Annotated in this window: 21 protein-coding genes and 1 other annotated feature; of the genes, 20 read left to right on the forward strand and 1 reads right to left on the reverse strand. The window is 42.2% G+C overall.

What is annotated here, in order from left to right; all coding sequences use genetic code 11:
- Positions 1–45 precede the first annotated feature (45 nt).
- The 6 genes from JVX94_RS01320 to JVX94_RS01345 all read left to right on the forward strand — a co-directional run bounded on the left by JVX94_RS01320 (position 46) and on the right by JVX94_RS01345 (position 4,835).
- Entirely contained in the window at positions 46–195 is a 150-nt protein-coding gene (locus tag JVX94_RS01320) for a teichoic acid D-Ala incorporation-associated protein DltX (RefSeq protein ID WP_024427820.1), read from the forward strand.
- 14 nt (positions 196–209) lie between these two features.
- On the forward strand, positions 210–1,715 hold the full coding sequence (gene dltA, locus JVX94_RS01325) for a D-alanine--poly(phosphoribitol) ligase subunit DltA (protein WP_205184321.1): 1,506 nt from the start codon (positions 210–212) through the stop codon (positions 1,713–1,715).
- Positions 1,712–2,896: a D-alanyl-lipoteichoic acid biosynthesis protein DltB gene (gene dltB / locus JVX94_RS01330; protein ID WP_095409222.1), complete on the forward strand. Its 1,185-nt coding sequence runs from the start codon at positions 1,712–1,714 to the stop codon at positions 2,894–2,896. The genes dltA and dltB overlap by 4 nt, the downstream gene beginning before the upstream one ends.
- A gap of 21 nt (positions 2,897–2,917) precedes the next feature.
- Positions 2,918–3,154 (forward strand): D-alanine--poly(phosphoribitol) ligase subunit 2, encoded by a 237-nt coding sequence (gene dltC, locus JVX94_RS01335; RefSeq protein WP_024423191.1) that lies wholly within the window; start codon positions 2,918–2,920, stop codon positions 3,152–3,154.
- Positions 3,154–4,320 (forward strand): D-alanyl-lipoteichoic acid biosynthesis protein DltD, encoded by a 1,167-nt coding sequence (gene dltD, locus JVX94_RS01340; protein WP_095409221.1) that lies wholly within the window; start codon positions 3,154–3,156, stop codon positions 4,318–4,320. Before dltC ends, dltD begins: the two co-directional genes overlap by 1 nt.
- A gap of 95 nt (positions 4,321–4,415) precedes the next feature.
- On the forward strand, positions 4,416–4,835 hold the full coding sequence (locus JVX94_RS01345) for a YkvA family protein (RefSeq protein ID WP_034279788.1): 420 nt from the start codon (positions 4,416–4,418) through the stop codon (positions 4,833–4,835).
- A 229-nt stretch (positions 4,836–5,064) separates the two neighbouring features.
- Here JVX94_RS01345 and JVX94_RS01350 read toward each other — a convergent pair whose 3' ends face one another.
- Complete coding sequence (locus JVX94_RS01350) at positions 5,065–6,108, reverse strand: lactonase family protein (RefSeq protein ID WP_144471298.1); 1,044 nt, start codon at positions 6,106–6,108, stop codon at positions 5,065–5,067.
- 433 nt (positions 6,109–6,541) lie between these two features.
- Between JVX94_RS01350 and ilvE the strand changes: the two genes are divergently transcribed.
- The 14 genes from ilvE (at position 6,542) to yihA (ending at position 24,891) form a co-directional block, all read left to right on the forward strand.
- Positions 6,542–7,456, forward strand: a complete 915-nt coding sequence (gene ilvE, locus JVX94_RS01355) for a branched-chain-amino-acid transaminase (RefSeq protein WP_205184323.1) — start codon at positions 6,542–6,544, stop codon at positions 7,454–7,456.
- 8 nt (positions 7,457–7,464) lie between these two features.
- Positions 7,465–7,712 (forward strand) — a binding site (T-box leader).
- A gap of 122 nt (positions 7,713–7,834) precedes the next feature.
- Positions 7,835–9,559 carry an acetolactate synthase large subunit gene (gene ilvB, locus JVX94_RS01360; protein WP_024427826.1) on the forward strand — a complete coding sequence of 575 codons (1,725 nt, stop codon included), beginning with the start codon at positions 7,835–7,837 and terminating at the stop codon, positions 9,557–9,559.
- Entirely contained in the window at positions 9,556–10,074 is a 519-nt protein-coding gene (gene ilvN / locus JVX94_RS01365; RefSeq protein WP_007501584.1) for an acetolactate synthase small subunit, read from the forward strand. Before ilvB ends, ilvN begins: the two co-directional genes overlap by 4 nt.
- 19 nt (positions 10,075–10,093) lie before the next feature.
- Positions 10,094–11,122, forward strand: coding sequence for a ketol-acid reductoisomerase (gene ilvC, locus JVX94_RS01370; RefSeq protein ID WP_024423187.1), 1,029 nt, complete (start codon positions 10,094–10,096; stop codon positions 11,120–11,122).
- The gene (locus JVX94_RS01375; RefSeq protein WP_024423186.1) at positions 11,109–12,662 is read left to right on the forward strand and encodes a 2-isopropylmalate synthase; all 1,554 of its coding nucleotides are present in this window, start codon (positions 11,109–11,111) and stop codon (positions 12,660–12,662) included. Before ilvC ends, JVX94_RS01375 begins: the two co-directional genes overlap by 14 nt.
- 18 nt (positions 12,663–12,680) lie before the next feature.
- A complete protein-coding gene (gene leuB / locus JVX94_RS01380; RefSeq protein WP_056768045.1) occupies positions 12,681–13,778 on the forward strand; it encodes a 3-isopropylmalate dehydrogenase in 1,098 nt (365 codons plus the stop codon).
- 40 nt (positions 13,779–13,818) lie between these two features.
- A complete protein-coding gene (gene leuC, locus JVX94_RS01385; protein ID WP_048239029.1) occupies positions 13,819–15,234 on the forward strand; it encodes a 3-isopropylmalate dehydratase large subunit in 1,416 nt (471 codons plus the stop codon).
- Positions 15,235–15,247: 13 nt separating this feature from the next.
- The gene (gene leuD, locus JVX94_RS01390; RefSeq protein ID WP_024423183.1) at positions 15,248–15,847 is read left to right on the forward strand and encodes a 3-isopropylmalate dehydratase small subunit; all 600 of its coding nucleotides are present in this window, start codon (positions 15,248–15,250) and stop codon (positions 15,845–15,847) included.
- Between the two features lie 125 nt (positions 15,848–15,972).
- A complete protein-coding gene (ddcA, locus tag JVX94_RS01395) occupies positions 15,973–16,980 on the forward strand; it encodes a DNA damage checkpoint antagonist DdcA (protein ID WP_205184325.1) in 1,008 nt (335 codons plus the stop codon).
- A 240-nt stretch (positions 16,981–17,220) separates the two neighbouring features.
- On the forward strand, positions 17,221–18,495 hold the full coding sequence (tig, locus tag JVX94_RS01400; protein WP_058838324.1) for a trigger factor: 1,275 nt from the start codon (positions 17,221–17,223) through the stop codon (positions 18,493–18,495).
- A 251-nt stretch (positions 18,496–18,746) separates the two neighbouring features.
- The gene (clpX, locus tag JVX94_RS01405; RefSeq protein WP_024423180.1) at positions 18,747–20,012 is read left to right on the forward strand and encodes an ATP-dependent protease ATP-binding subunit ClpX; all 1,266 of its coding nucleotides are present in this window, start codon (positions 18,747–18,749) and stop codon (positions 20,010–20,012) included.
- 137 nt (positions 20,013–20,149) lie between these two features.
- On the forward strand, positions 20,150–21,811 hold the full coding sequence (lonB, locus tag JVX94_RS01410; protein ID WP_205184328.1) for an ATP-dependent protease LonB: 1,662 nt from the start codon (positions 20,150–20,152) through the stop codon (positions 21,809–21,811).
- 171 nt (positions 21,812–21,982) lie between these two features.
- Positions 21,983–24,307 (forward strand): endopeptidase La, encoded by a 2,325-nt coding sequence (gene lon, locus JVX94_RS01415; protein ID WP_056768035.1) that lies wholly within the window; start codon positions 21,983–21,985, stop codon positions 24,305–24,307.
- Positions 24,304–24,891, forward strand: a complete 588-nt coding sequence (yihA, locus tag JVX94_RS01420) for a ribosome biogenesis GTP-binding protein YihA/YsxC (protein WP_056768031.1) — start codon at positions 24,304–24,306, stop codon at positions 24,889–24,891. Before lon ends, yihA begins: the two co-directional genes overlap by 4 nt.
- Positions 24,892–24,980: the final 89 nt, after the last annotated feature.

Below are 24,980 nucleotides of genomic sequence, written 5' to 3' on the forward strand. Positions count from 1 at the left end.
TTTGATGATCCATGCGTCTCTATAAGTGTCAAAAGAAAAGAGGTTATCAATATGCTATTCAAAAAGCTATCAGAAAATAAGTCTGTAAAATGGATAGGATATACAAGCTTTTACTTACTTATTTTGCTATTATTGTTCTTTATTTACGGATTCCACACAGCAAATACGGGATCATTCATTTACAACGATTTTTAATTGGAGATTAGATTATGAAACTATTACAAACGATTCATGAATACCAGCAAACGAAACCAACACAGCCAGCATTTGTTTCTCAACATGCGTCGATCACATATGATGAGCTTTGGCTTTTATCAGACCAAATGGCTGGTGCGATCGATGCAATCGCAACTGGCAGTGAACCTGTCATTGTATACGGTCATATGGAGCCAGAGATGCTGATTTCTTTCTTAGGAAGTGTGAAATCAGGCAGACCGTATATTCCGGTCGATATCTCAATACCTGTCGAGCGCATCATCTCAATTATTGAAAGCTCAAAAGCCAGTCTATTGATTTGTGCAAATGAGCATAATGTATTAGATGTAGAAGAGCACATTGAAGTGAAGAGTGCGGCATCGCTTTTAGCACTTGAAAAAGAAGCACCGCCATCCACGCAGTGGGTTCAACAAGATGATGTTTTTTACATTATTTATACGTCTGGCAGTACCGGAAAACCGAAAGGCGTTCAGGTAACAGCCAATAATTTAGAAAGCTTTACAGAGTGGATGTGCCGTGACTTCCCAATTGGTGAGGGACGTACATTCTTAAATCAAGCACCATTTTCTTTTGACTTATCAGTGATGGATCTCTATCCAGCGCTTCAATCAGGCGGCACGCTTTACTGTTTAGTAAAAGATCTCGTCAATAAGCCAAAGGATATGTTTGCAGCACTTGGTCAATCTGACGTTGAAGTGTGGACATCAACACCTTCTTTTGTGCAAATGTGCTTAATGGACCCTTCCTTTACAGGGGAGCTTTTACCAGAGCTGAAAGTTTTCTTGTTCTGCGGTGAGGCGCTTCCTGTAGCTGTAGCAAGTGCACTTCTGGAGCGTTTTCCAAAGGCGCAGGTCTTTAATACGTATGGTCCAACTGAAGCAACTGTCGCGATCACATCAATTGAAGTGACGCAGGAGATTCTTGATCAGCACGATTCTTTACCAGTCGGCTATGCCAAACCTGATACAGACATCGTCATTTTAGATGAAGAAGGCAAGACACTTCCTGATGGTGAAAAAGGGGAAATTGTCATCGTGGGGCCAAGCGTCACGAGAGGCTACTTAGGTGAACAAGCCTTGACAGATAAAGTGTTCTTTGAATACGAAGGACGTCCTGCTTACCGTACAGGTGACGCAGGTGTGGCGCATGATGGATTAATTACGTGCCATGGCCGTCTCGACTATCAAATTAAGCTTCATGGATACCGGATGGAGCTTGAAGAAATTGAATATCATGTAAGCGAGACAACCTATGTCAATGCTTGTGTGATTGTACCATTCCAGCCAAACGGTCATGTCGAGTACTTGATTGCAGCGATTGTCCCAGCAGCTCATTCATTTGAAAAAGAATATCAGCTGACAAGTGCGATTAAGAAAGAAATGGCGGATTCACTGCCAGCGTACATGATTCCAAGAAAGTTTGTCTATCTTGAGCAGCTGTACATGACGCCAAACGGGAAGGTTGACCGTAAGAGAATCGCGAAAGAGGTTCTTCTATGATTCCGTTTAGTTCATTCTTTTTCTTCATTCTAATTGGTATTCTTCTTTTGCCGACGATCATTCTTGGTCTGCGCGGCAAAAGAATGCAGGGCTACAACATGTTTGCAACGGTTGTGGCGCTGGCGCTTATTTTCTCAAAGGATGCGCATGGCGCGCTGCTGCTCTTCTTGTTCACGGTATGGCAAGTCCTAATCATCCGCCTGTACCTTGCATACCGGTTAAAGGCGAATCAGGCATCCGTTTTCTATACAGCAGTGGTGGCATCTATTTTACCGCTTGTGCTGTCAAAGATTTTACCGTTCTTTTTAACTCATCAGCCGCATCAACCGCCGCCAATGAACTGGCTGAGCTTTTTGGGGATCTCGTACTTAACATTTAAAGGTGTTCAGTTAATTATTGAGACAAGAGACGGCTTGATTAAGAAGAAAATTCCGATTCACCGTTTGGTCTATTTCATTGTCTTTTTCCCGACGATTTCATCAGGTCCGATTGATCGTTACCGCCGATTTGAAAAGGATATGGATACACCGCCTGAAAAGGAAGCATACAGTGATCTTCTATATGCCGGTATTCATAAAATTTTTATTGGCTTCTTATATAAGTTCATTATAGGCTATCTGATTCACACATATATTCTGATGAATATTCATCACATTAGCAGCAGTCACTTTGTTCAGCAGTTAACGTATATGTATGCTTACAGCATGTACTTGTTCTTTGACTTTGCTGGATATACAGCATTTGCTGTAGGTGTGAGTTATATTATGGGCATTAAATCACCAGAGAACTTTAATAAACCATTTATCAGCCGAAACATTAAAGACTTCTGGAATCGCTGGCACATGTCCCTGTCCTTTTGGTTCAGAGACTACGTGTTTATGAGATTTGTGTTCTTTATGACCAAAAAGAAGTGGATCAAGAACCGTATGGCTGTTTCAAATATTGGGTACTTTATCCTCTTTCTATTGATGGGTGCTTGGCATGGTCTTGCCCTTCAATATATTATTTACGGACTATATCATGCAGTTGTCATGTCCGGTTACAATTTATTTGAGAAATGGAATAAAAAGCACAAGTGGTGGCCGGATAATAAGGTCACAATGGTTGTGTCGATCATTATTACATTCCATGTGATTTGTTTCGGATTTTATATTTTTTCAGGAAAACCATTTCATCATTAATGATTAAGGGAGTAGAAAATTATGGAATTTAAAAATCAAGTATACGGTATTATTGCAGAGGTTTGTCAGGATGACGTTGTGAAAGAAAATCCAGAGATTGCGATTTTTGAAGAAGGTCTTCTTGATTCATTTGGTACAGTAGAACTGCTTATGGCAATTGAAAGTCAACTCGGAATCACTGTTCCGATTACAGAATTCGATCGTGATGTGTGGGATACGCCGAATCATATTGCTGAGCAGCTGGCAGAGATGAAGTAATGAAAAAGCGTTTTTTTGGGCCGCTTATTTTAGCGGCTGTTCTATTCATTGGTGTTCTTCTTGTACCAAATGCATGGCTCTCACACCTGATCCCAAAAGACAAATTACAAAAGTCAGCCACAGAATTAGATCCAGGGATGTTTCAAGGGCTTTATTTACAAGATGAAATGCTAAAAGATCCAACTTATTTGCCGATCTATGGATCTTCTGAACTATCACGTTTTGATCCATATCACCCTTCGAATTTCTTTCATGAGAATCCTCAAGGGTTTACACCTTATCTTATTGGAAAAGGTGGATCGCAATCATTAATTCATGCGATGAACTTTGCAGCGCATATGGATGAATTAAAAGGGAAGAAGCTTGTATTTATCGTGTCCCCGCAATGGTTTGTGAAATGGGGATCTGACGAGAATCACTTTGCACCGAACTATTCAGCTCTTCAAGCGCTGAATCTCGCCTATAATAAAGAAATTGATCCAACTGTAAAAAAAGAGCTTATCAAAAGAATCATGAAGTTTAAAGCAGTCAAAAACGACATGGTGATTACAGAGCTTTTTAAAGCAGAGCTATCTGGGAACAAGTTCGCTTATGGCGCGATTTCTCCTATTGCGAAAATGTATTATGGCATGCTTCAAAAGAAAGACATGTACTATACAATTGGATCGGGCCCTGAGCGCAAGCTTCAACCGTCTCCTTCAGTCAAAGGAAAAACATGGGCTGAGCTTGAAAAAGAGGCGAGCATTTTTGGTGCGAAAAGAGCAGGGGACAACCCGTTTTATATTAACCAAAAACTGTTTGACCGCAAGCTGAAACCGATCATGAAAAAGATGAAGGATTCCCGTGAAGGTCATTCTTATGCGGAATCACCAGAATACAAAGATTTTCAGATCATGCTGGATATTTTAAAACAGGCAGGGGCAAAGCCTTTGTTTGTGACGATTCCTGTCAACGGAAAGTGGTATGATTACACCGGTTTTCCGAAAGAAGGCCGTACAGGTTATTATGAAAAAATCAATCGTCAAATTCGAGATAATGGGTATGAAGTCGCAGATTTGACTAAGCATGAGTACGATCCATATTTCTTTAAAGATACGATTCATGTGTCTTATAAAGGATGGGTGTACATCGATAAGGCAATTGAAAAGTTTTACAAAGAGCAGTAGAATGCAGCAGCTTTCTGCTGCTTTTTGTTTGTCGAATCGGCGGATATCTTGTATAACTAAGGGAAAAGGGCTATGCTGTAGATGGAGGCGATATGATGAATCGTTCTGAGAAAAAAGAACTATTAAAGCGTTCGAAGAAGCATTTTAATGATCATGCCTTTTGGGAAAAGTTAAAAAAGACGGCACAAAAAGCTGGTGTCTCTCTTGTCTATGCTGTGCTATTACTTTACTATACATTGCAAAAACCCGAAGTGCCGGTCAAAGCAAAGACTTTGATTATTGGAGCACTCGGATATTTTATCCTTCCACTTGATCTCATTCCTGATACATTGATTGGTGTCGGCTATACAGATGATTTAGGAGCCATTACATTTGCTCTGCTTCAAGTAGCAATGTACATTGATGATGATGTGAAAGGGAAAGCAAAAGACAGGCTATCAAAATGGTTCGGCGAAAAAACCGATACGTCTTTGATTGATCAAAAGCTTGAGGATGGCGGTATGCCGTCTGCATAAAAAAAGCCTCCGTTATTGGAGGCTTTAGCGTGTAGACAAACCCTCGCATTCGTTGTCAGGTCTGCGCTCCAGTGCTCACGAATGTTTCAATTCGCTCCGCTCCGGTGCTCGTCCTTCCTAGACTGCAAAGGTTTTCTATCACGCTGAAAAGAAGACAAAGGGCTAAAATCAAAATCATTTTAGCCCTTTGTCAACAATCTGAAGCCTCCGTTATTAGAGGCTTTTTTCTTTATCCTAAAAATTTCACGCAAACTGGATGAGGGACGGTAATGTCTGATTGTAAGACAGTGAGTCGTCCTGTTTCTTTGTCGCGTTTGTATAACACAAGATTGCTAGATTCTTGGTTTGAACCGACGAGGAATTCTTCTGTTGGATCAAGTACAAAATCTCTAGGCCAGTTTCCTTCAGAAGAAGCAATCTCGACAAGACTTAATTGGCCGTCAGCGTCTGCTTTAAAAATCGCAATGCTGTCATGACCGCGATTTCCTGCATAAACAAATTGGCCGTCTGAAGAGACATGAATGGCACTGCCTTGATTGTTCTCTGTAAAATCGCTTGGAATGGTCGCGATTGTTTGGATTTCTTCAAAATGACCATCTTCAAAGTAACGAAGCACAATGACCTCGGAGCTTAGCTCTGTCATTACATATGCCACAGGTTTCGTTGGGTGGAATGTGATATGACGAGGTCCGCTGCCTGGCTTTGTTTCAAATGTATGAGCAAGCTCAAGTTTGCCGTCTTCTTTCTTATACGTATAAATTCCATCTGTTCCAAGGTCAACAGCCACTGCAAATTGTTCATCTGGCGTGAGACCCATAAAGTGAGTATGCGGTTTTTCCTGACGATCTTCGTTAGGGCCAGTTCCTTCATGCTGCGCCTGTGAGAGTGTGCGGATCACTGAGCCATTTTCAGCATCGATTTCATACATCTCTGCTGACCCTTTATGATAATTCGCTGTATACGCCGTTTTCGTTTGACTGTCCACGCTGACGTGGCAAGGAGAAGCTCCATCGGCAAGCTCTTGGTTGATGAAGTGAAGTCTGCCTGTTGTTGAATCAATTTGATACGCAGCAAGGCCGCCCTGTGATCCTTTTTTCACAACAGCATAAACAAACTTTTGATCCTCTGACACGGTTAAATATGTAGGATTTTCAAGTTCAGCAGCAACTTCTACTTGCTCAATCTGCTGCTTGTCCGTATTTAATGTAAATGTATAAACACCTTTACTGTCTCCCTTTGTATACGTACCGATATAACCTCTGATGTTAGCCATGTATTGCCCTCCTTCTATTAGATGCTCTCATTCTATCATAAATTCATAGGAAAACGCTTTAGAAAGGCATGCCAAAAGAAAAAACCAAGTTATTGAAATCTCACAATATTCATCAAAAATCATGTGAAAAAATATCACAAAAGTTTTCTCAAAAGAAAAGCGTTCATGTAAAGTAAATAAATTGAAGAAAAAATACAAAAAATTTTAAGTTTTTTCATTCCTTGTCTAGCAAAGGTGTAAGCGTATACATTTAATTTTGATTAGTCTAAATTGTCTAATAATTTTAAAAATGCTGTTGACACTGTATGGAAAGCGGCGTAAGATGGGTTCAACAAAAGCTAAACAAACACGCAGTGCAAGCGAGAGACGCTTCAATATAAAGTGTCTGAAAATTCAACTACTTTTTGTTTGAAAGAGAGGGTGCTCACTGAAAATGGAAGACCAAAAGGAACAATGGATCTTTTTAAACGATGAACTCGTGAAAAAAGAGGATGCGAAAATTTCAGTTTACGATCATGGCTTCTTATATGGCGACGGTGTTTTCGAAGGGATTCGCGTGTATAACGGAAATATCTTTCGAATGAAAGAACATTTAGACCGCCTGTATGATTCCGCCAGATCCATTATGCTGAACATTCCATATTCACTTGAGGAACTCACGGAGAAAATGATTCATACAGTTGAAAGGAACGGCCTAAAGGATGCCTATATCCGCCTTGTCGTCTCAAGAGGAGCGGGTGATCTTGGTTTAGATCCTAACAACTGCGGGAGAGCCAACACAGTGATCATTGTAGAGCCGCTGGCCATTTTTCCAAAGCACCTATATGAAACGGGTATTGATATTGTAACGGTTCCAACAAGACGAAATCGTCCAGATGTCCTTAGCCCAAAAGTGAAATCATTAAACTATTTGAATAACATTCTTGTCCGAATCGAAGCCCATATGGCCGGTGTGAGTGAAGCATTGATGCTGAACGATCAAGGGTACGTGGCGGAAGGTTCTGCAGACAACGTGTTTATTTATAAAAAAGGCAAGCTTTATACACCGCCAGGTTATATCGGCGCACTTGAAGGCATTACAAGAAATTCCATCATGGAGATTGCAGAAGACTTAGGCTACGAAGTGAAAGAAGAACCATTCACAAGACACGATGTGTATACAGCTGAAGAAGTATTTCTAACAGGTACTGCAGCCGAAGTCATCGCCGTTGTAAAAGTTGACGGCCGTACAATCGGTGAAGGGAAACCTGGGTTCCACACAAACAAACTTCTTGAACAATTCCGCAAGCGAGTAGTTGAAGAAGGAGAAAAAGTCGTTTTTGCAGATGAAAACATTCATGCAAGCTAAATAGATATCGATAAACGTTGAAGAGGACTAGTAGCTTTAGAGTCAGTATCTACAGAGAGCCGGTGCTAGCTGGAAACCGGTGTTACTTTCTAAAGTGAACTCACCTCTGAGTGTCTGCTTGAAATGATAGTAGGGCAGACCGAGTGACATTGCTCACTCGTTACCAAAATGGACGAAAGATGTCCATGAGACGGCAGCAGGATTTGCCGTGAACAAGGGTGGTACCGCGAAAAAACAAAGCTTTTTCGCCCCTTTGACCTAGTGAAAAGTAGTGTCATTGTGGGGTGAGAAGGCTTTTTTATATGGTCTCATATCTCTATCTTGAATAGAAAAGGGTGAAAGGACTTGACTGAAGCAAGACAAAGAGGAGGAAATCAAATGGGGACAAATGTACAAATGGAGACGGAAAAATCAAAAGCACCACAAACGATGAACGGTGCACTCATGTTAATTGAAGCACTCAAAAGAGAAAAAGTAGAAGTCATTTTTGGATATCCAGGTGGAGCGGTTTTGCCGATCTACGATAAAATTTACAATTCTGGTTTGTTTCATGTCCTTCCAAGACATGAGCAGGGAGCGATTCACGCAGCAGAAGGATACGCAAGGGTATCTGGTAAACCGGGAGTTGTCATTGCAACATCAGGACCTGGAGCGACAAACCTTGTCACAGGAATTGCAGATGCGATGATTGATTCACTTCCCCTTGTTGTATTCACAGGGCAGGTGGCAACCTCAGTCATTGGATCGGATGCTTTCCAAGAAGCAGATGTACTCGGCATCACAATGCCAATTACTAAGCACAGCTACCAGGTAAGAAATCCAGAGGAATTACCGGGTGTCATTAAAGAGGCATTCCATATCGCAACAACAGGCAGACCTGGTCCAGTTTTGATTGATATTCCAAAAGATGTCGCAGGCATTGAAGGAACGTTTGAATATGATCAGCCAATTGATTTACCTGGTTATCAGCCAAAAGTAGAGCCGAACTATTTGCAAATTCGCAAATTAGTAGAAGCTGTCAGCAGAGCGAAGAAACCAGTTATTCTAGCAGGAGCTGGCGTTCTTCATGGCAAAGCATCTGAAGAATTAAGACAGTATGTAGAGCAGCAGCAAATCCCAGTCGCTCATACACTGCTTGGACTTGGTGGATTCCCGGCAAAGCATCCTCTTTTCCTAGGGATGGCTGGTATGCATGGCACGTATGCAGCGAACATGGCTCTTCATCAATGTGACCTGCTCATTTCAATCGGAGCGAGATTTGATGACAGGGTAACAGGAAACCTCAATCATTTTGCGAAACATGCGAAGGTGGCTCATATTGACATCGACCCAGCGGAAATCGGCAAGAACATTCATACCCATATCCCAGTTGTTGGCGACAGTAAGCTAGTCCTTGAAGAACTGATCAAGCAAGACGGGAAACAAGCAGATGCTGACGAATGGAAAAACCAATTAGATCAGTGGAAGGAAGAATATCCACTCTGGTACGTTGAAAACGAAGCTGAAGGCTTTAAGCCTCAAAAGCTGATTGAATACATTCATCAATTCACTAAAGGTGAAGCCATTGTCGCAACTGATGTCGGACAACATCAAATGTGGGCAGCACAATTCTATCCATTTGAAAATGCAGATAAGTGGGTAACATCTGGAGGCCTTGGCACAATGGGCTTCGGATTACCAGCAGCCATCGGCGCTCAGCTGGCTGATCAAGAGGCAACCGTTGTAGCGATTTTAGGAGACGGAGGTTTCCAAATGACCCTGCAAGAACTTGCCGTTATCCGTGAGCTGAACCTTCCAGTCAAAGTGATTGTACTCAATAATCACTGCCTTGGAATGGTAAGACAATGGCAAGAAATTTTCTACGAAGAGCGCTACTCACATTCTAAATTTTCAGAGCAGCCAGACTTCGTCAAATTATCTGAAGCTTATGGCATTAAAGGAATCAGAATCTCATCAGATGAAGAGGCGAAAGAAAAGCTTGAAGAAGCCTTAACCTCTAGAGAGCCTGTTTTCATCGATGTCAATGTAGCGAGAGATGAAAAAGTATTCCCAATGGTAGCACCAGGGAAAGGACTTCATGAGATGGTGGGGGTGAAACCTTGAAAAGAATTATTGTGTTGACTGTATTAAATCGATCAGGCGTACTGAACAGAATCACAGGCCTCTTTACCAAAAGACACTACAACATTGAAAGCATTACGGTCGGCCATTCTGAGATTCAAGATGTATCACGCATCACGTTCGTCGTCCATGTAGACCAGGAGAAAGACATCGAACAGCTGACAAAACAGCTGAACAAACAAATCGATGTTCTGAAAGTAACAGACATTACAAACCAATCAATCGTTCAGCGAGAGCTGGCTTTGATAAAAGTCGTATCTGCACCAGCATCTCGAATGGAGATCACGGGGGTCATTGAACCTTTTAGAGCTTCTATTGTAGATGTGAGCAGAGAGAGTGTCGTCATTCAGGTGACAGGTGAGTCTTCAAAAATTGAAGCACTCATTGAATTACTTAAGCCATACGGCATTAAAGAAGTCGCCAGAACTGGCACCACGGCCTTTGCGAGAGATAATCAGCAAAAGCCGCAAACAAATAAAACAATTTCAATTGTCTAAACAAAAAGGAGAGAGTCAAATGGTAAAAGTATATTATAACGGTGATATTCAAGAAAACGTATTAAATGGTCAAAAGGTAGCGATCATTGGTTATGGATCACAAGGTCATGCACATGCATTGAACTTAAAAGAAAGCGGCGTAGATGTGATCGTCGGCGTGAGAAAAGGCGGATCTTATACAAAAGCACAAGAAGACGGCCATCAAGTATTCACAGTAAAAGAAGCAGCAGCACAAGCAGACGTAGTCATGGTACTACTTCCAGATGAGCAGCAAAAGAAAGTATATGATGAAGAAATCAAAGATCAATTAGAAGCTGGCAACTCACTTGTATTCGCACACGGATTCAACGTTCACTTCCATCAAATTGTTCCTCCAAGTGACGTAGACGTGTATCTAGTAGCTCCAAAAGGTCCAGGACATCTTGTGAGAAGAACATATGAGCAAGGCGCTGGTGTACCTGCCCTATTTGCTATCTATCAAGATGTATCTGGCCAAGCGAAAGACAAAGCACTTGCTTATGCAAAAGCGATCGGCGGAGCAAGAGCGGGCGTTCTTGAAACAACATTTAAAGAAGAAACAGAAACGGATCTATTCGGTGAGCAGGCAGTTCTTTGTGGAGGTCTTACTTCACTAGTAAAAGCAGGATTCGAAACGTTAACAGAAGCTGGTTATCAGCCAGAGCTTGCATACTTCGAGTGTCTGCATGAACTGAAATTGATCGTTGACCTTATGTATGAAGAAGGATTAGAAGGTATGAGATATTCAATCTCTGATACAGCACAATGGGGTGACTTCGTATCAGGACCACGTGTTGTGGATGCAAAAGTAAAAGAATCGATGAAAGCTGTTTTGACTGATATCCAAAACGGAACATTTGCAAAAGAATGGATTGTTGAAAACCAAGTGAATCGCCCACGTTTCAATGCGATCAATGCAAATGAAAATGAGCACCAAATTGAAATCGTTGGTAGAAAGCTTCGTGAAATGATGCCTTTCGTTAAACAAGGAAAGAAAAAGGAAGCGGTGAGCGTCGGTGCGGAAAATTAATTTTTTTGACACAACACTTCGGGATGGAGAGCAATCACCAGGAGTGAACTTAAATGCACAAGAAAAGCTTATCATTGCAAAGCAGCTTGAGCGCCTTGGGGTTAATATCATTGAAGCGGGTTTTCCCGCTTCATCCCGAGGGGATTTCTTAGGCGTACAAGAAATAGCAAGAACGATTAAAAACTGTTCTGTTGCTGGTCTTGCACGATGTGTGAAAGGTGACATTGATGCTGCATGGGAAGCATTAAAAGATGGGGTGGAGCCAAGGCTTCATGTCTTTATTGCCACTTCTGACATTCACCTGAAGCATAAACTAAAGAAAACACGTGAAGAAGTTGTAGAACAGGCTGTCGCAATGGTGAAATATGCGAAAGAACGTTTTCCAGTTGTCCAATGGTCAGCAGAAGATGCGTGCCGTACAGATCTTGCTTTCTTAGCAGAAATTGTAGAAAAGGTCATTGATGCGGGGGCGAGTGTCATTAACTTGCCAGATACAGTTGGATACCTAGCGCCAAAAGAGTACGGAAATATCTTTAAATATATGAAGGAACACGTTCCAAATATCGACCGCGTCAACTTGTCCGCTCACTGTCACGATGATCTAGGAATGGCTGTGGCAAACTCACTTGCTGCTATTGAAAATGGAGCAGATCAAATTGAAACGGCTGTCAACGGAATTGGCGAGCGCGCTGGAAATGCCGCGTTAGAAGAAATTGCAGTAGCTCTTCATATTCGAAAAGACTTTTACCAGGTCGAATCAACGATTCAATTGAATGAAATTAAGCGTACAAGTGATGTAGTGAGCAAATACTCTGGAATGATTGTGCCGCGTAATAAAGCAGTCGTTGGAAACAACGCTTTTGCACATGAATCAGGTATTCACCAAGATGGTTTCCTCAAAGAAAAAACAACCTATGAAATTATTTCTCCAGAGCTTGTCGGTGTGACAACAGATGTGCTTGTCCTTGGAAAACACTCCGGAAGACACGCGTTTAAAGACCGCATGAAAACACTAGGCTTTAAACTAACGGAAGACGAAATCAATAAATTCTTTGAGACTTTCAAGAACTTGACAGAGAAGAAGAAAGAAATTACCGATGATGATTTGATCTCTATCATATTAGAAGAAAAAGTAGCAGATCGAAAAATCGGTTACGAATTTGAAAGTCTGCAAGTGCACTATGGAACAGAACAAATGCCAACAGCAACGGTTTCTCTGAAAAATCAAGAAACACAGGAAGTCATCCAAGAAGCAGCTACAGGTGCAGGCAGTGTAGAAGCTGTGTACAACACGCTTGAGCGCTGTATGGAGGAAAGAATTCATTTGCTGGACTACCGCATTCAATCAAATGGAAAAGGCAGAGATGCACTAGCTGAAGTATATGTCACTGTTTCAATAGAAGGAAAAGAAACAGCAGGACGCGGAGTAGCGCAAGATGTGCTTGAAGCATCGGCGAAAGCTTACGTCAATGCAGTGAACAGGCATTTAATCTTCAAATCAAATCTGATTGAAATTGAGAAACATCACGCGATCTCATAGGAAAGGAGGAAGGTTCTCATGAAAAAGAAAATTGCACTTTTGCCCGGCGATGGAATCGGACCGGAAGTCGTGACATCTGCAGTCGCTGTCCTTCAAGAGACAGCGGCGCAATTTAGGCATGAATTCGAATTCGAAACTGCGCTCATTGGCGGTATCGCAATAGATGAAAAAAACAACCCGCTACCAAAGGAAACAGTAGATGTATGCAAAAGCGCTGATGCGATTTTATTAGGAGCAGTCGGCGGACCAAAGTGGGATCAAAACCCGCCAGAGCTTCGTCCAGAAAAAGGCTTACTCGCCATTCGTAAACAGCTGGACTTATTTGCAAACATCCGCCCTGTAAAGGTGTTCGATAGTTTAAGCGAGGCATCTCCGTTAAAACAGGATCACATTAACGGAGTCGATTTCGTCATCGTTCGTGAATTAACAGGCGGTCTCTATTTTGGTGAACCAAGCGAACGCTATACGGATGATGAAGGAAAAGAAGCTGCCGTTGATACGCTCCTTTATACAAAGGAAGAAATTGTCCGCGTATTAAAAGAAGCGTTCGACATGGCTTTAACGAGACGGAAAAAAGTGACGTCTGTGGATAAAGCGAATGTCCTTGCTTCTAGTAAACTATGGCGGGATGCGGTAGAAGAAGTTGCTGCCCAATATCCAGAAGTTGAATTTGAGCATATGCTCGTCGATAATGCTGCCATGCAGCTGATTTACAAGCCCGCTCAATTTGATGTCATTGTAACAGAGAATATGTTCGGTGACATTTTAAGCGATGAAGCTTCGATGATTACTGGATCACTCGGCATGCTGCCATCTGCTAGTTTATCAAGCACTGGCCTTCATTTATATGAGCCAATTCATGGTTCAGCACCCGATATTGCGGGGCAAAACGTTGCAAACCCTCTGGCAACCATTTTATCAGCAGCAAGCTTGCTTAGAACATCCTTTGCATTAGAAGAAGAAGCGGCTGCAATAGAAGAAGCTGTGGAAACTGTTCTTGCCTCTGGCAAACGAACAAAAGATTTAGCAGCAAAAGAGGGAACATATCAAACGACTGAAGAAATTACTAATGCGGTTGTAGACGCACTCAAGCAGCGCGTACAAACCATTGTATAAATAGAATCTTGTGGAATTAGATAGAGGGAGGAAAAGGGTTATGCCTCGAACAATCATCGAAAAAATATGGGATCAGCATGTAGTCAAAAGCGGCGAGGGGAAACCAGACCTTTTATATATTGATCTGCACTTGGTGCATGAAGTGACATCACCTCAAGCATTTGAAGGATTAAGACAAAAAGGGCGCAAGGTGAGAAGACCTCAAAACACGTTTGCGACGATGGATCACAACATCCCAACTGTGAATCGATTTGTGATCAAAGATGAGATTGCTAAAAAGCAAGTGAGTGCCTTAGAGCGCAACTGTGCGGAATTTGGCGTTCGTCTTGCTGACCTTCATAGTGTTGACCAAGGAATCGTCCATGTCGTTGGACCGGAGCTTGGATTGACACTTCCGGGGAAAACAATCGTTTGTGGAGATAGTCATACATCAACTCACGGCGCGTTTGGCGCACTTGCCTTTGGAATCGGTACAAGTGAGGTTGAACATGTACTTTCTACACAAACACTTTGGCAGCAGCGTCCGAAAACGTTAGAAATTAGAGTAGACGGAAAGCTTCAAAAAGGGGTAACTGCCAAAGATGTCATTTTAGCTGTCATTGGTGCGCACGGTGTGAAGTTCGGCTCAGGTTATGTCATTGAATACACGGGGGAAGTATTCAGAAACATGACGATGGATGAGCGGATGACCGTTTGTAATATGTCAATTGAAGCAGGCGCAAGAGCAGGATTGATTGCACCTGATGAAATCACCTTCGAATATTGCCGCGGCCGCAAATATGCACCGCAGGGCGAAGACTTCGAAGCAGCTATTAAAGAATGGGAAGAACTTAGAACAGATCCAGGTGCAACCTATGATAAAACCATTGTGTTAGATGGAAATAAGATTTCACCAATGGTTACGTGGGGAATTAACCCAGGAATGGTACTCCCTGTGGATGCATCAATCCCAGGACCTGAGGACTTTGCACAAGAAGATGATCAAAAAGAAGCGATTCGTGCTTACGAATACATGGGTGTCCACCCGCATCAGCGTATAGAAGATATTACGATTGAGCATGTCTTTATCGGCTCATGTACGAACTCAAGAATGACTGATTTACGCCAAGCTGCTTCTATGATTGAAGGACAAAAAGTAGCAGATCATGTCAGAGCGATTGTGGTGCCTGGCTCTCAAAGTGTCAAATTGCAAGCAGAAGAAGAAGGTCTTCATGAAATCTTCCTTGAAGCAGGATTTGAATGGAGAGAATCTGGCTGCAGTATGTGTCTTAGTATGAATAACGATGTGGTACCGGAGGGCGAGCGCTGCGCGTCCACATCAAACCGTAACTTTGAGGGGCGTCAAGGGAAGGGTGCGAGAACGCATCTTGTCAGCCCGGCAATGGCTGCAATGGCTGCGATACATGGCCGATTTGTCGATGTCAGGAAGTTTAATCAAGAGAAAACAGTCGTGTAAGGAGTTGTCATAGATGGAGCCTTTAGTCACTCATAAAGGAAAAGCCGCTGTGCTTAACCGAATCAATGTAGATACAGATCAAATTATTCCGAAGCAATTTTTAAAAAGAATCGAACGAACAGGATATGGCCGCTTTGCCTTTTTCGACTGGCGTTATTTAGCCGATGGCAGCCCAAATCCCGATTTCGAACTAAATCAGCCGATTTATGAAGGAGCATCCATTTTGATCGCAGGGGAGAACTTTGGCTGCGGATCATCTAGGGAACATGCTCCTTGGGCGCTTGATGATTATGGCTTTAAAATTGTCATCGCACCATCATTTGCAGATATATTTCATCAAAACTGCTTTAAAAATGGGATGCTTCCGATTCGCCTTGATTATGATGTGTGGAAAACCTTCGCTGCGTCATATGAGAACAAAGGATATGAGATGACGGTTGATCTTGAAAAACAGCAAATAGAAGATCACGAAGGGAATATCACCCCTTTTCAAGTCGACCCTCACTGGAGAGAAATGCTCCTAAATGGTTATGATGAGATTTCATTAACATTACTACTAGAAGATGACATTCAAGCATTTGAAGAAAAGCGCAGCAGCTGGCTGCGCGCCTAAGCAACGAGAAGCTGTCCGCCCGAGGTGTGACGGCTTCTTTTTTGCATGAAAACCTCTCGTTACTTGTGTTTACTAATCTTCGTTGGTAAACTGATAAAAAATATGCGCCCGAAAGGAACGTAAGCATGAAGCATGACAAGAAGAAAGACAATGTCATTTTGTTTCCTCGTCTGAAAGAAAGACTGATTGAAAAAGGAATGGCAGCATTAAAAGATAAACAGTATCAAGAGGCGCTTCACTTGTTTTCAGAAGCAAAATCGTATGATGACGATGAAGAATCCGATATTCACCTCGGAATGGCCATTTGTTTTCTGGAGCTGGGTGAGCTGCAGGATGCAAAGCGTGTTTGTGAAAAAATGCTGCATGAAGGATATGGTCACTATTTCACTGTGCTCCAAGTGTATATGACGATCTTAATTCAGCTGAAAGAATATGAAGAAGTCAAACAGACGATTGAGGCTGTGCTCGAGGAAAACCATCTTCCGGCAGAAAGCGCGGAGCATTTTTACAAACTGCTCGAATTTAGTAGAAAAATGATCGACTCACCTGAAGAGATTTTAGATGATGATGAGGACGCCGGAAGTGAGGTCAATATAGATGACATGCTGGAGCGGCCGGAAGAACAGGTGCAGTTCATCCATTCATTGAAAGACCGGAATATTACACCGCACATGGGTCTATTAAATACTATCTTACAAAATCCTGATGGGAACCCTTTGGTCAAATCAATGATCCTGCAGCTTCTGGCAGATCATGATGTGGCAAAGCCGGTTCATGTGACAAAATTCGGTGATTCTTTAACACTTATTCCTTCTGAGGCTGTAAAGCCAGAGCAGATGCCGCTTCTTCAGCAAGTCCTTCGTATGCTCGACGACACGCTCGGCAATGAGAACCCAACCCTTTACCAAGGCGTGGAAGAGTTATGGCGCCGGCACTTATTCGTGCTGTATCCATTTCTTCCTAAGTACACAGATCCGAGTCTTTGGGCAGCGGCACTTCATAAAGTCGGCTATGAAATGCATGGGATTGAGATTGAACTCGAAGAATTGCATCTATTGTATGAATTTAACGAACGAGAGCTGAGAGAAGCTTGCACAATGCTGAAAGATATTGAAGAAATTTCTTATTTGTAATTTGTCGATTTAGTTGAAAGACGCACTTGTTATGTTATAATATAATGGTTGTATTTGTGCATATATAGTGCAGTTGTCAGATTCCAACGGTTGAAAGACGATATGTATAATCAAGTCAAATGTTGTATACATAATGCAAGCTTCTTAGCGGAGTGCGTGGTTTTTGATTGGACGAAGTCTTTATGATGCTTTAGAATGGAGCAACGCACAATCTGAATAGATTTTTGGAGGGAAACACACATGTCAGTAAAATGGGAAAAACAAGAAGGTAACGAAGGCGTTCTAACTGTAGAAGTTGACGCTGAAACATTTAACAAAGCACTTGATGATGCATTTAAGAAAGTGGTTAAGCAAGTATCAATCCCTGGATTCCGTAAAGGGAAAGTACCACGTGGTCTTTTTGAGCAGCGTTTTGGTGTAGAATCTCTTTATCAAGATGCACTAGATATTCTTCTTCCAGTTGAATATCCAAAAGCAATCGACGAAGCTGGTATCGAGCCAGTTGACCGCCCTGAAATCGATGTTGAGAAAATCGAAAAAGGCGAAAGCTTAATCTTCACTGCAAAAGTAACAGTGAAGCCTGAAGTAAAACTTGGTGACTACAAAGGTCTTAACGTAGAAAAAGACGACACAGCTGTCACTGACGAAGATGTACAAGAAGAGCTAAAAGGCATGCAAAACCGTCAAGCTGAGCTTGTTGTCAAAGAAGAAGGCGCAATCGAAAACGGCGATACAGTTGTTCTTGATTTCGAAGGATTCGTTGATGGAGAAGCATTCGAAGGCGGAAAAGCTGAGAACTACTCTCTTGAAGTTGGTTCTGGTTCATTCATCCCTGGTTTCGAAGAGCAATTAGTTGGTCTTGAAGCTGGCGCTGAAAAAGACGTAGAAGTTACATTCCCAGAAGAATATCATGCTGAAGACCTTGCAGGTAAACCAGCTGTATTCAAAGTGAAAATTCATGAAATCAAAGCAAAAGAACTTCCAGCACTTGACGATGAGTTCGCTAAAGATGTTGATGAAGAAGTAGAAACGCTTGCTGAATTAACTGAAAAAACGAAGAAACGTCTTGAAGAAGCAAAAGAAAACGAAGCAGAAGGAAAACTTCGTGAAGAGTTAGTTGCGAAAGCTTCTGAAAATGCGGAAGTTGACATCCCACAAGCGATGGTTGACACAGAGCTAGACCGCATGATGAAAGAATTCGAACAACGTCTTCAAATGCAAGGAATGAACCTTGAGCTTTACTTCCAATTCTCTGGACAAGATGAAAATGCGCTGAAAGAGCAAATGAAAGAAGATGCTGCTAAACGCGTTAAATCTAACCTAACACTTGAAGCAATTGCTGCTGCAGAAAACTTACAAGTGTCTGACGAAGAAGTGGAAGAAGAACTTTCAAAAATGGCTGAAGCATACAACATGCCAATTGAAAACATCAAACAAGCGATCGGATCTACTGAAGCAATGAAAGAAGATCTAAAAGTTCGTAAAGCAATTGATTTTCTTGTAGAAAACCGTTAATATGGTGCATAATAATAAAACAGGGCGCGAGTGACTCGTGCCTTGTTTTGTACAATTTTTGACTTATCATCGCTTCTTTTGGAAACGATAGTGTAAGTCGCATCTTTCTGTCATACATATCTCAATGTGCAGTGTTAGAAACACATCGTTACCGTCTTTTAGGAAAGTATGGTAAAATGCATACATACTGGACCCAGAAAGGTAGCTGACTGTTAGCTACAGGCAAGTGAAGAAGAATAAGGGGTGAAAGAATGTTTAAATTCAACGAGGAAAAAGGTCAATTAAAATGCTCGTTTTGCGGAAAAACGCAAGATCAAGTGCGTAAACTGGTCGCAGGACCTGGCGTATATATATGTGATGAATGTATCGAGCTTTGCACGGAAATAGTTGAAGAAGAGCTCGGCACTGAGGAAGAAGTTGAATTCAAGGATGTTCCGAAGCCTCATGAAATTCGGGAGATTCTTGATGAATATGTCATCGGACAAGACAATGCGAAAAAATCCTTAGCTGTAGCGGTGTATAACCATTACAAACGGATTAATTCCAACAGCAAGATTGATGATGTTGAGCTTTCGAAAAGTAATATTTCTATGATTGGACCAACAGGAAGCGGTAAAACATTACTTGCTCAAACACTTGCTCGTATTTTAAATGTTCCATTTGCGATCGCAGATGCAACATCATTAACTGAAGCAGGTTATGTTGGTGAAGACGTAGAGAATATTTTACTAAAGCTGATCCAGGCAGCGGATTATGATGTAGAAAAAGCGGAAAAAGGCATTATCTACATCGATGAGATCGATAAAGTAGCAAGAAAATCAGAAAACCCTTCTATCACTCGCGATGTATCTGGGGAAGGCGTCCAGCAAGCCCTTTTGAAAATTCTTGAAGGAACAGTCGCTAGTGTACCGCCTCAAGGTGGACGTAAGCACCCACATCAAGAATTCATTCAAATTGATACGACGAACATCCTCTTCATTTGTGGAGGAGCCTTTGACGGGATTGAGCAAATCATCAAACGCCGCTTAGGTCAAAAAGTCATTGGATTCGGTGCGGAAAATAAAGTCGAAGATCTTGAAAAAGAAGTCCTTCTATCAAAGGTACTGCCAGAAGACTTGCTTCGCTTCGGTTTAATTCCAGAATTCATCGGTCGTCTACCGGTTATTGCAAGCCTAGAGCCGTTAGATGAAAAAGCACTTGTAGAAATCTTGACGAAGCCTAAAAATGCGCTTGTTAAGCAATATACAAAAATGCTTGAGCTTGACGATGTAGAGCTTGAATTTGAAGAAGATGCTCTTAGCGAAATTGCGAAAAAGGCAATTGAGCGTAAAACAGGAGCTCGTGGTCTTCGCTCAATCATTGAAGGCATCATGCTTGATGTCATGTTTGACCTTCCATCTCGTGATGATATTGAAAAATGTGTCATCACTGGTGCAACGGTTGCTGATGGTGAGCCGCCGCGTCTTGTGTTAAAAGATGGCACAGTCGTTAATAAAGATACAAAAACATCTGCATAAGAGAAGTTATCACTCCTGAATCATTTAGATTCAGGAGTTTTTTATTTATCGTGGAAGACGTGTTTATTCCGTCCAGCTCTAGGAAATACTAGCAGACAGAAACCAATACATAAGATAGATGAAGGAGGGAGCACCGATTGAGCTGGACAGGAATCGTATTATTCATACAGCTGTTCTTTGGTATCGTCATCGGGCTGTACTTTTGGAACTTACTGCGAAATCAGCGCACACAAAAGGTGACGATAGACAAAGAATCAAAGAAAGAAATGGAAGCACTCAGAAAGATGCGGTCAATCAAGCTGAGTGAGCCTTTATCAGAAAGAGTCCGGCCAAAGGGATTTCAAGATATTGTAGGGCAGGAAGATGGCATTCGTGCTCTAAAAGCAGCGCTGTGCGGACCGAATCCTCAGCATGTCATTGTCTACGGACCACCGGGGGTGGGAAAAACAGCCGCAGCCCGTCTTGTTATGGAAGAAGCGAAACGTCATGCTGATTCACCGTTTAAGAAAGATGCGGTATTTGTGGAGCTCGATGCCACAACCGCAAGATTCGATGAACGTGGCATTGCAGACCCACTCATTGGCTCCGTGCATGACCCGATTTACCAAGGGGCGGGAGCGATGGGACAGGCAGGCATTCCGCAGCCAAAACAAGGAGCCGTTACGCATGCTCATGGCGGGGTTCTGTTTATCGATGAAATTGGTGAACTGCATCCGATCCAAATGAACAAAATGCTGAAAGTTCTTGAAGATCGGAAAGTATTTTTAGACAGTGCTTACTACAGTGAGGAAAACACTCAAATTCCGAATCACATTCATGATATTTTTCAAAATGGGCTTCCGGCTGATTTTCGATTGATTGGTGCGACGACAAGAACACCTGAAGAAATTCCGCCAGCGATTCGATCCAGATGTTTAGAAATTTTCTTTAAAGACCTTGACCAGCATGAACTGAAAATCGTCGCTGCTAAGGCTGTCCAAAAAATTCAAAAGGAATTAAGTGATGAAGGGCTGAACTTGTTAACCTCCTATGTGAAAAATGGACGTGAAGCGGTCAACATGGTGCAGATTGCCGCTGGTATGGCGGTGACGGAAAACCGAAAAGACATCACGATTGAAGATGTAGAATGGGTTATTCATTCAAGCCAGCTGACACCAAGATATGAACAAAAAGTACCAGAAAAGCCAAAAGTGGGGGTCGTCAACGGACTGGCTGTTTATGGACCAAACAGCGGTGCCCTGCTTGAGATTGAAGTGAATATCTGTAAGGCGCTTGAAAAGGGAAGTATCAATATTACAGGCATTGCAGAAGAAGAAAGCATTGGCAATCAGTCGAAATCTATTCGACGAAAAAGTATGGCCAAAGGGTCAGTTGAAAATGTATTAACGGTGCTTCGAAATTTAGGTATTCGGACAAATGAATTTGACATCCATATTAATTTTCCAGGCGGTGCCCCAATTGATGGACCGTCTGCTGGGATTGCCATGGCGACCGCAATCTTCTCAGCCATACATCAAATTCCGATTGATCATCTGACAGCAATGACAGGTGAAATCGGATTGCAGGGCCAGGTGAAGCCAATCGGTGGTGTGATACCGAAGATTAAGGCAGCGAAGCAGGCTGGTGCCACAACCGTCATTATTCCTTATGACAATCAGCAGTCGATCTTAAAGGAGATTGAAGGGGTCACCATTGTGCCTGTGAAGCACTTCCAAGAGGTGCTGGATCACTGTCTGGTCAATCCGCCAGACGAGAAGAAAGATGGACTAGAAGACGAAATGAAAAGAAAATCTGTTTAATCCCCATCACATATGGGGATTTTTTAGTGAAATAGATCTTTTTTTCTTTTTCAAGATAAAAAGAAAGGGTATACTACGGTAAGATCATCATTTCTTAAGTCTTTTACATTGTACAAGACTGAAACAGGTATATTATAATGATTCATACTAGTGACGGAGGTGTCAATCAACATGGCAGATGAAATCAAAAAGAATGTTCCGCTCCTTCCATTGCGAGGCTTGCTTGTTTATCCAACAATGGTCTTGCATTTGGACGTTGGACGCGAGAAGTCTGTTCAAGCATTAGAACAGGCGATGATGAACGATCATATGATTTTTCTAGCAACACAGCGGGAAATTTCAATAGATGAACCAGGTGAAGAGGAAATTTTCAAAGTCGGCACCTACACAAAAATTAAACAAATGCTGAAGCTGCCGAATGGAACGATTCGTGTACTCGTTGAAGGTTTAAATCGAGCGCAGATCGAATCATACGTGGAGCTTGAGGACTATACGTCCGTCGATATTAAAGAATTGACAGAAGAAGAATTAAAGGACGCAGAAGCAGAAGCACTCATGCGCACTTTGTTAGATCACTTTGATCAGTACATAAAAATTTCAAAAAAAATATCAGCTGAAACATATGCAACGGTGACGGATATTGAGGAACCAGGGAGAATGGCAGATATCGTCGCTTCTCACCTGCCGCTCAAATTAAAGGACAAACAAGAAGTGCTGGAAACAGTGGATGTCAAAAAACGTCTGAATCGTGTCATCAGCTTAATTCACAATGAAAAAGAAGTGCTGGAAATTGAAAAGAAAATTGGCCAGCGCGTCAAACGTTCAATGGAACGAACGCAAAAAGAATATTATTTGCGTGAACAAATGAAAGCCATTCAAAAAGAGCTTGGAGACAAGGAAGGAAAAACAGGCGAAGTCAGTTCATTAATGTCTAAAATCGAAGAGTCCAGCATGCCTGAGTCTGTTCGTGAAACGGCGTTAAAAGAATTGAATCGTTATGAAAAAATTCCTTCAAGCTCTGCGGAGAGCTCTGTCATTCGAAATTATATTGATTGGCTGATCAATCTTCCATGGGGCATCTATACAGAAGATCGTCTAGATTTAAAGCTTGCAAGTGAAATTTTAGATGATGAGCATCATGGGCTGGAAAAAGTCAAAGAACGTGTGCTTGAATACCTTGCTGTACAGAAGCTGACCAATTCATTAAAAGGACCGATTCTTTGCTTAGCAGGACCTCCTGGGGTAGGGAAAACGTCACTTGCCAAATCGATTGCTAAATCACTTGACCGAAAGTTTATCCGTGTCTCACTTGGCGGGGTGCGTGATGAATCTGAGATTCGCGGACATAGAAGAACGTATGTAGGGGCGATGCCAGGCCGTATCATTCGCGGAATGAGTAAGGCAGGTACTATGAATCCGGTGTTTCTTTTAGATGAAATCGATAAGATGTCCTCTGATTTTAGAGGTGATCCGTCTTCTGCGATGCTTGAAGTGCTGGACCCTGAGCAAAATCACAACTTTAGCGATCACTATATTGAAGAGACATTTGATTTATCTCAGGTGTTATTTATTGCCACTGCCAACAATTTAGCAACCATTCCAGGTCCACTTCGTGATAGAATGGAGATTATCACGATTGCAGGGTATACAGAGGTTGAAAAAGCAGAGATTGTGAAAGATCATCTACTGCCGAAGCAGCTAAAGGAGCACGGATTAAAGAAAGGGAACTTGCAGCTTCGTGAAGCAGCGATTTATGATACGATTCGCTATTACACAAGAGAAGCAGGAGTTCGTGGATTAGAGCGTCAGCTTGCGGCCATTTGCCGAAAAGCGGCAAGAGCGATTGTGGCTGAAGACCGTAAACGTATCACGGTGACGGAAAAGAACTTATCTGAATTTCTCGGAAAAAGACTTTACCGTTATGGTCAGGCTGAAACGACAGACCAAGTCGGGGTTGTCACAGGACTTGCGTATACGACCGTTGGCGGAGACACCTTATCAATTGAGGTATCACTTTCTCCTGGTAAAGGCAAGCTCTTGTTAACAGGTAAGCTTGGTGATGTTATGAGAGAATCTGCACAGGCGGCATTCAGTTATATTCGTTCCAAAGCAGATGAACTGAACATTGATCCTAATTTTAATGAAAAGCACGATATTCATATCCATGTTCCAGAGGGTGCGGTTCCAAAGGACGGGCCATCAGCTGGTATCACCATTGCGACGGCTCTTGTATCAGCACTCACAGGACGTCCTGTGTCAAAAGAGGTTGGTATGACAGGAGAGATAACGTTAAGAGGGAGAGTGCTTCCGATTGGCGGACTAAAAGAAAAAGCATTAGGCGCACATCGTGCAGGGTTGAAAACCATTATTCTTCCAAAGGACAATGAGAAGGATATTGATGATATTCCTGAAAGTGTGAGAGAAGGACTAACCTTTATTCCGGTCTCACATTTAGATGAGGTGCTTGAGAAAGCGTTGGTAGGAGAGGGAAGATGAAAGTAACAAAATCAGATATCGTCATTAGTGCGGTGAAACCAGAGCAGTACCCGAGCGGCGGACTGCCTGAAATCGCGCTTGCTGGACGATCAAATGTTGGAAAGTCCTCGTTCATCAACTCATTGATTAATCGTAAAAATTTAGCGCGTACGTCTTCTAAACCAGGTAAGACACAGACGCTTAATTTCTACATTATTAATGATATGCTCCATTTTGTGGACGTTCCGGGCTACGGTTTTGCCAAAGTATCAAAAACAGAGCGTGAAGCCTGGGGTAGAATGATCGAAACGTATATTACAATGCGTGAAGAATTAAAAGCAGTTGTCCAAATTGTGGATCTGCGCCATAAGCCATCAGTAGATGATGTGAACATGTATGAATTCCTTAAATATTACGGAGTTCCCGTGATCGTCATCGCAACAAAAGCGGATAAAATTCCAAAAGGCAAATGGGAAAAACATGCGAAAGTCGTCAAACAGACGCTCGACATTGACCCATCAGATGAACTCATCTTATTCTCTTCTGAAACAAAAAAGGGGAAAGATGAAGCCTGGAATGCGATCCTTGCGAAGGTAAACAGCTAAAAAAAGCATCTGTGATGAGCAGATGCTTTTTTATCTTTATCTTCTTTTCAGCGTGATAAGAAAACCCTTGAAGTCTAGAAAGGACGAGT

The organism is Bacillus sp. PDNC022, from assembly GCF_016919285.1.
Lineage (GTDB): Bacteria > Bacillota > Bacilli > Bacillales > Bacillaceae > Bacillus > Bacillus safensis.